We start from the raw sequence: 13,289 nt of genomic DNA, 5'->3' as shown, positions 1-13,289 counted from the left end.
CGTGCCAGCGCTTTCCGCACTACCCTCGTCCGCGTGAACTTCGCCCCCGGCTGGTACCCGGACAACGCCGACCCGCGGTTCGTCCGGTGGTGGGACGGCAGTCAGTGGACCCCGCACGTCCAGCCGCGCCAGCAACAGACCGACGCCCACCACGCGGAGGTGGAGATGGGCGGCACCGGCCAGGACCGCGTAGCGCAACAGGTGCAACGCGCGGGCATCCAGAACCCGGTGTCAGGCGGCGGAGGCACCCTGTTCACCGAGCCGGTCCTGGTCGTGAACCAGAAGGCCAAACTCGTCGAGATGTCGAACTCCTACGTCATCTACGACCAGCACGCCCGCCACATCGGCACCGTGGAACAGGTGGGCCAGACCGGAGCCGCCAAAGCCCTGCGCGCCTTCACGAAGCTCGACTCGATGCTGGACGTCCACCTCGAGATCCGGGACGTGCACGGCCGTCCTCTCCTCCGCCTGGTGCGGCCGGCGACCGTGTGGAAGTCCAAGGTCATGGTCGAGCGCGGCGACGGCATGCCCATCGGCGAGATCATCCAGGAGAACGTGTTCGGCAAGGTCCGCTTCGCCTTCGTGTGCAACGGGATGAAGGTGGGCGGCATCTACGCGGAGAACTTCCGCGCCTGGAACTTCTCGTTGCGCGACCACACCGAGACCGAGGTCGCCCGGATCACCAAGACGTGGCAGGGCATGGCGAAAGCCGTGTTCTCGACGGCCGACAACTACGTCGTGCAGTTCCACCGGCAGGTGCCGGACCCGTTGCTGAGCATGATCGTGGCGTCCGGGGTCACGGTCGACACTGTGCTGAGCCAGAACCAGGGCTAGTGCCGCGACAGCCGACCTTCGCCGCGTCTTCGACGCTCAGCGGGCCACCTCGCGGCCGTCTGACCGCCGAACACGGGGCAAAGGCCGACTGCCACGGCACTAGGACGTCGCCAGGCGAAGCTCGTCGACCTCGGCCTGGAACCCGGCCGCGGTCAACGTCTCCTCGGCCCGCCTCCAGTGCTCCCGAGCCTCCTCAACCCTTCCGGCCCGCTCCAAAGCGTCGCCGAGCACCCGCAACGACCGCCCGAACTCCGGCGGCGAGTCCATCTCCCGGGCCTGGTCCATCGCCAGCGAGGCCAGCCGCAACGCCTCCTCCGGCGTGGCAGCGAGCCCTGACCGCAGCCGCCAGACCCAGATCCGCCCCTGCCGGTCGTCGTGCTCCTCGAAGAACTCCCAGGCCTGCCGCAGCTGCTCCTCGGCCGGCCCTGCCTGCCCGGACCGGATCAACGTGTCCGCCAGGAACAACCGGATGTTCGCCGCCCAGTCCGGGTCCCCGAGCTTCTGCGCGGCGGCCAGGCACGACCGCAGGAACCCGGCCGACAGCTGCAACTCCCCGGTGAACTGGTGCAGCCGTCCCAGCTCCAGAGTCGCCATCAGCTCGCTCTGCTCGTCCCCCAGCTGCGCGGCCACCCGCCGCGCCCGTTCCAGGTATTCCTGCGCCGCGGCCAGCCCGCCGGCCCGCCGTTCGATGGCCCCCAGCGAGCACAGCACCTCGACCTCGCCGTGCGGGTTCCCGGACGCGACGAACCGTGCCATGGCCTCACGATGCGCCGACCGGGCCTCCAGCGACCGCCCGCTCCACTCGTGCATCCACCCCATGCCGTACCAGGCATAGGCCTCGCCCCACACGTCACCGGCCGCGGCGAAACCCTCCTGCGCGGCGGCGAAGTTCGAGGAAGCCTCCGCATACCGGTGCAACCGCGCGCAGAGAATCCCGCGCTGCTGGAACAGGATCGGCTTGCGATCCGCGGGCGCGCACGACAGGCCGAGATCGTTGATGTGCTCCCAGTCGTCGAACCGGGCCCGCAGATCGCAGAACGCCGACGACCGGATCGCCAGCTCTGCCGCCAGCGAGGACAGGCCGAGGGACGCGGCCTGGGTGAGCACGGCGTGGATGTTGTGCCATTCCGCGTCGAACCAGTCGGCCGCGTCGCCGAGGTCGAACCGTTCCAGCGCAAGGAGTTCCAGGCGGATCGCCTGGTGCGGCAGCTCGACGTCGGCACGCGTGGCCAGGTCCAGCCACTGTTCGAACAACGCCTTCAGCGCCGCGGCCGGGTCCTCGTCCGCCGCCTCCCGGCCGAACGCGCGCAGCAGGTCGTGCAGCCGGTACCGCACCTGGCCCAGCGCGTCGCGGCCCGCGTAGTCGACCAGACGAGCGTCCACCAGGGCCTCGACGTGGTCTTCCGCGTCGTCGAGGTCGAGCCCCAGCAACGGTGACGCCACCCAGGCCGGGAAGTCCGGCGTGTCGACCAGCGACAGCAGCCGGAACGCCGTGCGGTGCGACTCGTCGAGGCCGTCGTAGGACAGGGCCAGGGATGCGCGGACGTCCAGGTCGCCCAGCGACAGCTCGTCGAACCGGCGACGCTCGTCGGACAACCGGCCCGCGAGCTTCGCGAGCTGCCAGTGCGGCCGTGCCACCAGCCGCGCGGCCGCCACCCGCAGCGCCAGTGGCAGCTGCCCGCAGTACGCCACGATGTCCTGCGCCGCACCGGGTTCCGCGGTGCAGCGTGCCTCACCGACCGCTGCCCGCAGCATCGCCAGCGCGTCCGAGGGCGGCAACACGTCCAGCGGCACGACGTGGGCCGCCTCCAGACCCGCCAGCGCCGCCCGCGACGTCACCAGCGCGGCACCCGAGGTGGTTCCCGGCAGCAACGGCCGGACCTGGGCCTCGTTGATCGCGTTGTCCAGCACGACCAGGATCCGCCGGTCCGACAGCAGATCGCGGTAGAGGTCCACCCGGTCGTCCACAGAGGACGGAATGGCCCCACCGGAAACGCCGAGGCCGCGCAACAGCCGGTCCAGTGCCGCGGCCGGCCCGACCGGCTTCTGCTCACCACCGCGCAGGTTCAGGTACAGCTGCCCGTCCGGAAACGCGTCCCGCACGAGATGCGCGCAGTGCACGGCCAGGGAAGTCTTGCCCACACCACCGGGCCCGGTGATCGTCCACGTCCCACCGGCCCGCAACCCGGCCGTGAGTCGCACGACCTCGTCGGTACGCCCGGAGAAGTCCCCGACGGCCGGCGGCAGCCACGACGGACCGGCCTGAACAGCCACCGGCGCCGACGACCCGGCCAGCACCTCCATGTGCAGAGCGCGAAGCTCGGCGTTCGGGTCGATGCCCAGCTCGTCGGCGAGCACGTCGCTCGCCCGGCGGAACACGTCGAGCGCCTGGGCCTGCTGGCCGGCGCGGTGCAGGGCCAGCATCAGCTGGTACCAGAAGCGTTCGCGCAGCGGGTGTTCGGCGACCAGGGACCGCAGCTCGTCGACGACCTGGTCGTGCCGGCCCAGCTGCAGCTCGGCGTCGTTGCGGCGCTCCAGCACCTCCCAGCGCTGCTCGTTGAGGCGCTGCACGTCGGTCTGTTCCATCCGCAGCGACGACACCTGGTCGAGAGCGGGACCCCGCCACAACGCCGCGGCCTCGCCGAGCAGGCGGGCCTCGGTCTCCAGGTCGGGTGCGCGCTTGGCCTCGGCACGGAGGCGCTGGAACGTCAGCAGGTCGAGCTGGTCGTCCTCGAGGTGGATCGAGTAGCCGGTCGGCCACGTGCGGACGAGCTTGCGGTCCGCGAGATCGTCCAGCGACTGTCTCAGCCGCATGACGTACGTCTGCAGAGTCGCGCGCGCCGCTCCGGACGGCTCCTCACCCCAGAGGTGCTCCATCAGCTCGTACGACGAGACCGGCGCGTTGGCCTTCATCAGCAACGCGGCGAGCAGGACACGTTGTTTGGCCGAGCGGAGTTCCACGACCCGGCCCGAGTCGATGACCTGCAACGATCCTAGAACCCTGAACCCCCACCGCCGCTGCATGTGCCGATCCTAACCAGCCGGTAACCCAAGGTGTCAGCGAAATGTCAGCGGGTCACGTGATGCTTCTCGCCCATGAAGCGGACAACCTCCATCGCCGCCGCCTCGCAGGCGGAGAGCGCCTCCGGACGCGGACCGGTGACGCAGGTCGGCAGGACCGGCATCCGCTGCTGATCACCCCAGAACACCGGACGGCGTCAAGGCCCCCCAGCTGGGCGTCGTCCGGGCACCGGCGCCGCCGGGACCCGAAGCCCAAACCTCTCCTCGGGTTCCGGCGGCGCCCTTCCACCAAGCCTCAGGCTGCTCCCCGCGACGACATCATGAACGCCCCGAGACGGGACGACAGCTCGTCCGCGGCCTCGTTGCCGCGCAACCGGTCCGCCTCCTGCTTCAGCGGCCGCATCCGGTCCCGCGTGCGGGCAGAGCGGATCGGGCCGGACACCGCGATCGCCTGCTCCCCGATGTCGCGCGCCTGCTCGGTCTCGTTCTGCACCAGGTAGTTCATCGCCAGCGCGGCGAGCCGGAACGACTGACTGCGCGACGCGTCCTCTCCCCCGGAGGAGATCGCTCTGGTCAGCAACGGGATCGCGGACCGCGCGTACTTCACGTCGCACGTGCGGGCGAGCTCGGTGTGCACCATGCCGCCGATCGACACCAGGTCGGCCAGGTCGAAGAAGCGCGCCCACGGTGGCGTGTCCTCACCGGACGCACGCTCGAACTCCTCCTCGGCGCGAGCGAACTGGCGCAACGCCTGCCTCTCCGCGCCCATCTTCGCGAACGCCCACGCCTCGTTGGCGTGCAGGATCGACACGGCCAGAGTCGACCCGCTCGCCTGTGCGATCGGCAGACCGCGCTGGAACGACGCCAACGCGTCCTCGGCCAGCTCGTAATGCAGGTGCACGCGGCCCATCCGGTAGTGGATGTTGGCCTCCAGCGCGCAGTTTCCCGACGCCCGTGCGAGGTCCATCGCCCGGCCGAAGTGCACGTGCGCGGACTCCAGGAGGCCCATGTCGAACGACGCCCAGCCGGCCAGGTTGTGCAGGTCCGCGATGGCGACCTGCAGCCGGTGCAGCACCGGTCCGGACGAGCGGGCGTCGAGCAGCGGGTTCGCCCAGTTCAACAACGCGACGCAGGCATCCCGGCAAGCGCCGCCGCCGTATTCGTAATCGAGCGCCCGGAGGGCACTCGTCAGCGTTTCCACGTGCCGCACGTCTGTTCTGTCCACGCGAGCTGGGAATGCGTCGTCGTTGAACATAGCTGGTCCTCCTGACGTGCGCCGGGCACCCGCTGTACAGATACCCGTTACACACCGCCGGTACTCACCGCGCCGCCGCCACCATCCCGTTGTTCGACCTGGTCGGGAAGGGTCCTTCGACCCTCCGCGGACACGCGGGCGCGACCACCACAACGCCGTGGTGGTCGCGCCTACGATTCTGGACGGACAGCGTGATCGGAAAGGGGCCATCGAGGTGTCGGCGGAAAAGAGCTGAATCAATTTCCAGTGACGACACCTCACCGGAACGGCCGATCAAGTCACTCTTCCAGGCTCACCGACTGAGAGGGACACCTGTCCACCGCGTCACGGACACCCGGCAGCAAGTCAGTGGGTGGTTCCGGGACCAGAACGACGCCGAGACCATCGTCATCCGACTGATCGAACACGTCCGGTGCGGCGAGCACGCACTGACCCGATCCGATGCACCTCGTCCGGTCTATCCGGACCGTCATCACCACACCACCGGAATGGCGGCCGCGCCGTAGGTGATCGAGTCCTCGCGGAAGTCCATCTCCGTGACGGGGATCGCCGGACGCAGGTTCGGGAATCGCGTGAAGAGCGAGCGCAGCAGGATCTGCAGCTCCGCGCGGGCGAGGTTGGCGCCGAGGCACTGGTGCGGACCGAAGCCGAAACCAAGGTGCGACACCGCCTTGCGCTCCAGGTCGAGCTCACCGGCGTTCGGGCACAGCGTCTCCTCCAGGTTGGCACGGAACGTCACGGTCGCCCACTCGCCCGCCTTGATCGTCACGCCGTCGATCTCGACGTCCTCGACCGCCTTGCGGGCGAGCCCCGCGCCACCGAGGCGGCCGATCGTGTAGCGCAGCAGCTCCTCGACCATCACGTCGGCACGGCTCGGGTCGCGCTGCAGGATCTCCAGCTGGTCAGGCCGTTCGAACAGGGTGAGCGCGAACAGGCCGAAGAAGTTCGACGTCGTCTCGTGGCCCGCCGCGAGCAGGCCGATGGCGAGCATCAACATCTCTTCCATGTCGAAATCGGTCTCGTTGACCATGAGGCCGATCATGTCGTCGGTCGTGCCCAACGCCTTCTTCTCAGCCGCGACCTTCACGAGCACCTCGCCCAGCTCGGCGGCCTTCGCGTCGTACACCTCCTTGGAGCCGTTCTTGCCGAACATCTCCCTGGCGGTGGACTGGAACAGCTCCTGGTGCTCCGGCGAGACGCCCAGCAGCTCGGCGATCACCAGCGACGGCACCGGCAGGCACAGCGCCGGCACGAGGTCGGCCGGCGCGCCCCGGCGTTCCATCGCGTCGAGGTGGTCGTCGACGATCTGCTGGATGCGCGGCCGCATCTCGTTCATCTTCTTGACCATGAACGCCCGTGACAGCGGGCGACGCAGCCGCAGGTGCTCGTCGCCGTCCAACACGTTCATGTTGCCCGGCTGCGGGCGGCCGAGGATGGGCTCGCCCACGGTGCGCATCTCGGGGCCGCCCTCTCTCGTAGCACTGAACCGCTGGTCGGAGAGCACCTGCCGGACCCCGGTGTAGCTGCTGATGACCCAGGCCTCGACCCCGTTGGGCCAGATCATCTTCACCGGGCCGTTGCCGATGGCCTCCTCGAAACCTGCGGGTGCACCCAGCGGATGCGCGCGGTTCTCGTGTGGAACTGGGCAGACGGCAGCTTCAGTCACGGAGTCCCCCTCAACAGAACAGAACCGTTCTTTTGGAACCATGACCGAACGTAGCGAAGAAACTACGCGTTGACGAGGTTGTTCGGGCCAGGTCAGCCGATCAGCGGTCTCAACAGGCCGTCGACGATGCTGTCGGTCACGCCCTGTTCGGCGGAACGCAGGACAAAAGTCGAGATCAGCGCCGTGATGAGGATGCCGGCGTCGAGATCTTCCGGCAGCTCTCCACGCGCCTTCGCCCGGTCGACGGCAACCTGCAGGTGCTCCGTGTAGGCGCGGTCGATGTGTTCCTCGCGCAGGCAGGCGAGATCGGCGTCCTGGCGGCTCCCCTCCAGGAGCCCGAGGAAGATCCCCGCGGTGTCGAACGGCATCGGCTCACCCCACGACCGCAGGATCTGCCGGACGTCCTCGGCGAACGTGCCCTCGTCCGGCTGCGGCAGGACGGGAAGGTTCGCCTTCAACGCGTCCGTGATCAACCGCGCTTTCGACGGCCAGCGCTGGTAGAGGCTCGCCTTGCTCGCACGGGCCCGGCCGGCGACCAGGTCCATGTTGAACCGGGCGTAGCCGACCTCGGCCAGCACGTCGAGCACGGCGGAGAAGACCTCCCGCAGACGCTCCGGCGCGTCCAAAGGCGTGCGACCCACCGTGCTCCTTCCAAACCGGAATCAGGTGACGTGCACCGTACCGCCGGGAGCATCCGTGAGAAGACCTGTGCGGCGCACCGACATCCACCGCAGCTGCGTGCCGTGCAGCGCGGTGATCAACGACTGGATCACCACGGCGTACATCAGCTGCCGGTAGACGATCTGCTGCAGCGGATAGGCCCACAGCGGCTTGAGCGACTCGCCGTCGAGCCGCAGCGCGTAGCCCGCGCTTGCGGTCTGGATCAGCAGGAACACCGTCCACACGATGGCGGCGAGGGGTGCGTCCGCAACGAGGAACCCGTACATGACATACAGGTCCATCACCGGCGCGAGCAGTGGCAGCAGCAGGTGGAACGCGAACAGGTAGATGAGTCCGAACCGGCCCATCGGGCCGTTCTCCAGCAACGCTCCGCGATGTTTCCACATCGCCTGGAACGTTCCGTACGACCAGCGATAACGCTGCTGGAACAGTCCGCGGATCGTGCTCGGCGCCTCGGTCCACGCCTTCGCCTGCTGCCGGTACGCGACCCGCCACCCGGCACGCGTGACCGCCATAGTGAGGTCGGTGTCCTCGGCCAGCGTGTGTTCGCTGACGCCGCCGACGTCGGTCAGCGCGGCCTTGCGGAACGCCCCGATCGCGCCCGGCACGGTCGGGATGCAGCGCAACGCGTGCAGGATCTGCCGGTCCAGATTGGACCCGGCGCAGTACTCCAGGTGCTGCCAGCGCCCCAGCAGTCCCTGCCGGTTGCCGACCTTGGCATTGCCGGACACCGCGCCGATCTGGGCGTCCGCGAACGGCTGCACGAGCTCACCGATCGTGTCCGGCTCGAAGATCGTGTCGCCGTCGAGCAGGACGAGCACGTCGTGCTTCGCCTTCCGGATGCCGGTGTTGAGGGCGGCGGGCTTGCCCTGGTTGGCCTGGCGGATCACCGTGACGCCGGGCAGGCCCAGCTCCTCGGCGCGGTCGCCGGTGCCGTCCGTCGAGCCGTCGTCGACCACGATCACCTCGACGTCGGCGCAGTGGTTGTTCGCGGCGATGGACCTCACCGTGGCCGCGATGTTCACCGCCTCGTTGTACGCGGGGATGATCACCGAGACCGGCGGGGTGATCCACGGCGGCGGCGACTGCTCGCTCTCCCGCCGCAGCCGGCGGTCGGTGTGCGCGAGGCCGAGCTGCATGAGCGTGCGCAGGATGCCGAGAAGTGCCGCGATCGCGATCGCCGTGCCGAGCAGCATCAGCACGATGCCGCCGTTGCGCTGCGACCACGTGGTGACCGCGCCGGTGAAGCGTTCGGTCGCGGTGGCCTCGACCAGGCGATCCTCCGTCACCGTGACGAACCGGTAGCCCGGCGCCTTGGCCAGCTCACGGGTGATGTCGGCGCCGATGCTGCCGTCGTCGTGCAGCCGGACGACTCCCCCACCGTGCCGCAGCGACATCCTCACCAGCGTGCCGATGTCCTGGTGGTCGCGGTCGCCGCTGTCGACCTCGGCGGGCGCGCCGACGAGCGGCGTGTGTGCGCCCAGCACGTCGGCCAGCGCCGCCTGCGCGAAGGCGAGGTTCAGCGGGTTGCCGTGGTCGCCCTCGGCGCGGAAGCCGTCGATGGCGATCTGGTGGCCCTCGTCGGCGATCCGGCGCGTTACCTCCGGGTTGCGGGTGACCTGCGTGCCGATGACGAAGAAGGTCGCCTTGACGTCGACTTCTCTCAGCACGTCGAGCAACCGGGGCGTCCACTTCGGATCCGGGCCACCGTGGAACGCCAGCGCGAGCGTGCGTTCCGGCAGCTCCCGGTGTTCACGGGCGTGCTGCACCGACTCGGGCCTGATCGCGGTGTAGGCGTGGAAGGACACCACGCTCATCAGCACGAGCAGCCCGAGCAGGATCGAGATCCAGTGCAGCCGCGGAGCGCGTCTCACCACACTTCCAGCAGCGTGCCGCCGACCACGGCGGCGAACACCATCAGTCCACTTGCGACGGTCAGGCTGACCAGCCGCGCGATTACCCGTCTACCGCCGTTGGCGTCGACGAAGACCTGCATTTCCCCATCCCCCCAGAAACGAACCGGACGACCACGACCACCAGGGCCGCGCCGACCGACGCCGCGAGCCACGGGAACCCGTTGACGAACCACGGGACCGCGTCCGCGGCGAACTCCTTGCTGTTCCCCCAGAACGACTGTCGCTGCGACTGACGTCGCCAGGCGGCGTTGCCCACGGCGACGACCAAGAACACGACGGGTGGCGCCGGTGCCACCGTCCACAACCCCACGCGGCGAACGAGCGCGGAAGCCAGCACCGCACCCGTCACCAACCAGACGCCGAAGGGCCAGCCGAGGTTGTCCCCGTCCACCCAGATCCCCGCCTGCGTGAACACCGCCAGCACCGCGAGCGCCGCCAGACTCGGCAGCTGTACCCCCATGACCACCTAGAATAGCCTTGGGGGTGTCTTTTTCATGCAATCACGTGGCCGCCATCACCGCACGGCCTTTCTCGTCCTGATGCGCACCGCGTGGATCGCCGTGTGCGCGGCGGTGCTCGTCGTGTCGGGCTTCGCCTGGTCCACCGTGTCGACGATCTCGTCCGGCGTCGAGAGGTCCTACGCGATCCCCGACGACGCACCCCGGTCGGAGTCCGGCCGCAACATCCTGATCATGGGCCTGACCACCCGTCTGGACCTGCACGGCGAACCGCTGCCGGACGATGTGCTGCGGCGCATGCAGGCGGGCGAGAGCGACCGCGGCGGCTACAACGCGAACACGCTGATCCTGTTGCACATCCCCGTTTCCGGTCCCGCGGTCGCGATGTCCGTGCCGCGCGACAACCTCGTGCCGCTGTCGTCCGGCGGCGAAGGCAAGATCAAGGAGGCCTACGGGCGGGCCAAGGTCGCGGAAGAGGAGCGGCTGCAGGCCGCCGGCACGCACGACAAGCGGACGCTGGAGCGCGCCGGGCGCGAGGCAGGACGGCGGGCGCAGGTGCAGACCGTGTCGACGTTCCTGAACCAGCCGATCGACCACCTCGTGGAGATCTCGCTGATCGGGTTCTTCCACATCGCCGAAGGGCTCGGCGGCGTGGACGTGTGCCTGAAGAACGCGACGAAGGACCCGTTGTCCGGCGCGGACTTCCCGGCCGGTCCGCAGCACCTCGACGCCGGTCAGGCGTTGTCGTTCGTGCGCCAGCGGCACGGCCTGCCGGGAGGCGACCTCGACCGCACCAGGCGGCAGCAGGCGTTCCTGGCGTCGGTCGCCCGCCGGTTGAAGGGCGCGGACATCACGGTGGTGCAGGCGATGATCGACATGGCGAAGCAGGACGTCGTGCTCGACGCGGGGTTCGACCTGACGGAGTTCGCCCGCAACCTCCCGACCGAGGTGCGGTTCGACACGCTGCCGGTCGAGGGTGGCGCGCACATCGGCGGTCAGGACGTGAACAAGGTCGACCCGGCCAAGGTGCGGGAGAAGGTGAACGAACTGGCCACGGCACCGCCTCCTCCACCACCCGACGACGGCGTTCCGTGCATCGACTAACTACGTCTTTCGGTCACCCAGGTCGCGATCTGGGCACGTGAGGTGAAGCCGAGCTTCTGCAGGATCCGCTCAACGTGCCCCTCCGCGGTCCTGCGTGCGATCACCAGCTTGGCCGCGATCTCCTTGTTCGACATGCCACCGGCGATGAGGTCGGCCACCTGCTGCTCGCGTTTGGTCAGCGGGGTCGGCGCGGCGCTCGTCGGCGTCTCCTCGGCCAGTTGCTCGCCGATGGCGAACGAGATGGCCTCTTCGAGCTCGAGGTCCATGCCTTTGCGGAACACGGCACGGAACTCCTGCTCGCCCAGCGCGGAGATGGTCGCGGCCTCGCACTCGCCGTGCGGGGCGCCGAAGTACCGCGACCCGAACATGGGGTAGCCGACCGACTGCCAGATCTCGCTCGTGGCGCCCAGCAGCGTCGCCGCGCGCACCGCGTTGCCCTGCGTGGCCGCGATCCACGCCAGCACCTCGATCGCGAGGACGATGCCGAGCAGGTCGTGGAACGTGCGCTTGATCCGCAGGCACTCCCGGCCGAGCTGGTCGGCGCGCGCGAAGTCGCCGCTGACCCACGCGCACAACGCCAGCACGTAGATCGCGTACGCCTGCGCCCACAGCTCGCCGTGCTCCTCGCCGACGGCCTTCGCCTCGACGCAGAGCCGTTCGGCTGCGGCGAAGTCGTGCCGGAACGTCGCCGCGATCGCCAGTTCGATGCCGGCGAGCATGGTGTGGCTGTTGACGGTGCCCTGGCCGCGGTACAGGAGGATGGCCTCCTCGAACAGCTCTTCCGCCTGGTCGAGGTCGTCACCGACGAGGAGGGCGCACGCCAGCCGGTGCGTCGAGTAGGCCAGCGCGGTCTCGTCGGGCACGGACAGCGCGTACTGGCGGCACTCCTCAAGCATCCGCGCGGACGGGGTGAGATCGCCCTGCAGCGTCGCCACGTATCCGTTCACCCACAGCGCTTTCGCCCGCTCCGGTCCCGGCTTCGCGTCGGCCAGTGCCCGGTCCAGCCAGTACCGGCCCTCGCCGAGCATGCCGCAGCCGGCCCAGTAGAACCACAGCGTCGCCGCGAGGTACACCGCGCGTTCGCCGTCCTGCTCGAAGCAGAAGTCCAGGGCCGAACGGAGGTTCGCGTGCTCCAGCCGGGTGAGCAGGAAGATCTGCGGCTGACGCGGGCCGAACCACTCCTTCTCCCGGTGCTCGGCCCACTCGATGAAGTGGTCGCGGTGCCGTTCGCGCACGGCCTGCTCGCGACCGGCGCCCCGCAGTTTCTCCAAGCCGTACTGGCGCAACGGCTCCAGCAACCGGAAGCGGGTGCCGGACGGGTGCTGCTCCGCGACCACGACCGACTTGTCGACCAGGCCGGAGAGCGAGTGCACGATGTCGTCCGGCGCAACGCTGTCACCCGAGCAGACCCGCTCCGCCGCCTCCAGGTCGAACGTGCCGCGGAACACCGACGCCCGTGCCCACAGCATCTGCTCGGACCGGGTGCACAGGTGAAAGCTCCAGTCCACCGCGGCCTGCAGCGTCTGGTGGCGCGGGACACCGCCGCGTTTACCCTCCACCAGCACCCGGAACGTGTTGTCCAATCTGGACAGGAGGTGGTCGAGCGTGAGCACGCGCAGGCGCACGGCGGCCAGTTCGATGGCCAGCGGGATGCCGTCGAGCAACGCGCAGATCTGGGCGACCTTGTCGCGGTTGGCCGCACTGACGGCGAATCCCGGTTCGACGGCGGCGGCCCGTTCGGCGAACAGGGTCAGCGAGGGGTCCTCCGGAAGTGGCGCGACCTGCCAGAGGTGTTCGCCGTCGACGCCGAGACGTTCGCGGCTCGTGGCCAGCACCCGCAGACCGGGTGCGCTGCGCAGCAACACGTCCACGAGGTCGGCGGTGGACTCGACGACGTGCTCGCAGTTGTCGAGGACCATCAGCGCCTGCCGGTCGCGCAGGTGTTCGACCAGGACGGTGCGGTGCTGACGGACCGTGTCGTCGTGGACACCCAGCTGCCCCAAGACCGTGTGCACGACCAGTTCCCGGTCGGTGACGCCCCCCAGGTCGACGAACCACACGCCGTCGCGGAAGGCCCTGTGCGTCTCCGCGGCGGCCCGCAGCGCCAGCCGGGTCTTGCCGACGCCGCCAACACCCGTAAGAGTGACGAGGCGAGACTCGGACAGGAGTCTTCTCACCTCGGTGACGTCGTGCCTGCGGCCGACGAAAGTAGTTGTGTCAGCAGGCAAATTGCCTTTGCTGCCCGGGGAAAGCGAACCGCCCACAGCGGCACCCTAGGTCGGCGCGATCTCCCGCTGCAATGCGGTCCCCCAGAGGCACCAACGGTGAAACACGGGTAGTTACCCCCTAGGGCT

The 13,289-nt window shown here is 69.3% G+C and carries 11 protein-coding genes; 2 read left to right on the top strand and 9 right to left on the bottom strand.

Features of this window, described 5'->3' with window-relative positions; translation table 11 throughout:
• Positions 1-33 precede the first annotated feature (33 nt).
• Positions 34-834 carry a phospholipid scramblase-related protein gene (locus C8D87_RS29345; RefSeq protein ID WP_112229136.1) on the top strand — a complete coding sequence of 267 codons (801 nt, stop codon included), beginning with the start codon at positions 34-36 and terminating at the stop codon, positions 832-834.
• A gap of 99 nt (positions 835-933) precedes the next feature.
• On the opposite strand, the gene C8D87_RS29340 is transcribed toward C8D87_RS29345, so the two are convergent.
• The 8 genes from C8D87_RS29340 to C8D87_RS29310 all read right to left on the bottom strand — a co-directional run bounded on the left by C8D87_RS29340 (position 934) and on the right by C8D87_RS29310 (position 9,833).
• A complete protein-coding gene (locus tag C8D87_RS29340) occupies positions 934-3,858 on the bottom strand; it encodes an AfsR/SARP family transcriptional regulator (RefSeq protein ID WP_112229135.1) in 2,925 nt (974 codons plus the stop codon).
• A gap of 292 nt (positions 3,859-4,150) precedes the next feature.
• Entirely contained in the window at positions 4,151-5,080 is a 930-nt protein-coding gene (locus C8D87_RS29335) for a hypothetical protein (RefSeq protein WP_146231847.1), read from the bottom strand.
• 308 nt (positions 5,081-5,388) lie between these two features.
• Positions 5,389-5,583 (bottom strand): ferredoxin, encoded by a 195-nt coding sequence (locus C8D87_RS29330; RefSeq protein ID WP_109641291.1) that lies wholly within the window; start codon positions 5,581-5,583, stop codon positions 5,389-5,391.
• A complete protein-coding gene (locus C8D87_RS29325) occupies positions 5,583-6,776 on the bottom strand; it encodes a cytochrome P450 (protein WP_109641239.1) in 1,194 nt (397 codons plus the stop codon). Before C8D87_RS29325 ends, C8D87_RS29330 begins: the two co-directional genes overlap by 1 nt.
• A 92-nt stretch (positions 6,777-6,868) precedes the next feature.
• Positions 6,869-7,417, bottom strand: coding sequence for a TetR/AcrR family transcriptional regulator (locus tag C8D87_RS29320; protein WP_109641238.1), 549 nt, complete (start codon positions 7,415-7,417; stop codon positions 6,869-6,871).
• Positions 7,418-7,438: 21 nt separating this feature from the next.
• Positions 7,439-9,331 (bottom strand): bifunctional polysaccharide deacetylase/glycosyltransferase family 2 protein, encoded by a 1,893-nt coding sequence (locus C8D87_RS29315; RefSeq protein ID WP_233442352.1) that lies wholly within the window; start codon positions 9,329-9,331, stop codon positions 7,439-7,441.
• A complete protein-coding gene (locus C8D87_RS48715; protein WP_267899892.1) occupies positions 9,328-9,453 on the bottom strand; it encodes a hypothetical protein in 126 nt (41 codons plus the stop codon). Before C8D87_RS48715 ends, C8D87_RS29315 begins: the two co-directional genes overlap by 4 nt.
• The gene (locus C8D87_RS29310) at positions 9,414-9,833 is read right to left on the bottom strand and encodes a DUF6542 domain-containing protein (protein WP_112229134.1); all 420 of its coding nucleotides are present in this window, start codon (positions 9,831-9,833) and stop codon (positions 9,414-9,416) included. The genes C8D87_RS48715 and C8D87_RS29310 overlap by 40 nt, the downstream gene beginning before the upstream one ends.
• A 34-nt stretch (positions 9,834-9,867) precedes the next feature.
• Here C8D87_RS29310 and C8D87_RS29305 point away from each other — a divergent pair, with 34 nt between their 5' ends.
• On the top strand, positions 9,868-10,935 hold the full coding sequence (locus C8D87_RS29305; RefSeq protein ID WP_112229133.1) for an LCP family protein: 1,068 nt from the start codon (positions 9,868-9,870) through the stop codon (positions 10,933-10,935).
• Here the strand turns inward: C8D87_RS29305 and C8D87_RS29300 are convergent.
• Positions 10,932-13,112 (bottom strand): ATP-binding protein, encoded by a 2,181-nt coding sequence (locus C8D87_RS29300; RefSeq protein WP_170166625.1) that lies wholly within the window; start codon positions 13,110-13,112, stop codon positions 10,932-10,934. The two genes, C8D87_RS29305 and C8D87_RS29300, sit on opposite strands and share 4 nt — an antisense overlap.
• Positions 13,113-13,289: the final 177 nt, after the last annotated feature.

The sequence above is a fragment of the Lentzea atacamensis genome, from assembly GCF_003269295.1.
In the GTDB taxonomy this organism is placed as follows: domain Bacteria; phylum Actinomycetota; class Actinomycetes; order Mycobacteriales; family Pseudonocardiaceae; genus Lentzea; species Lentzea atacamensis.
This window is presented reverse-complemented; position numbering and strand designations above follow the sequence as displayed.

Bases quoted from the DNA above. Each gene is read 5' to 3' on its own strand.
- C8D87_RS29340 (WP_112229135.1), bottom strand. From the start codon at position 3,858: ATGCAGCGGCGGTGGGGGTTCAGGGTTCTAGGATCGTTGCAGGTCATC.
- C8D87_RS29330 (WP_109641291.1), bottom strand. From the start codon at position 5,583: ATGACGGTCCGGATAGACCGGACGAGGTGCATCGGATCGGGTCAGTGC.
- C8D87_RS48715 (WP_267899892.1), bottom strand. From the start codon at position 9,453: ATGCAGGTCTTCGTCGACGCCAACGGCGGTAGACGGGTAATCGCGCGG.
- C8D87_RS29310 (WP_112229134.1), bottom strand. From the start codon at position 9,833: ATGGGGGTACAGCTGCCGAGTCTGGCGGCGCTCGCGGTGCTGGCGGTG.
- C8D87_RS29305 (WP_112229133.1), top strand. From the start codon at position 9,868: ATGCAATCACGTGGCCGCCATCACCGCACGGCCTTTCTCGTCCTGATG.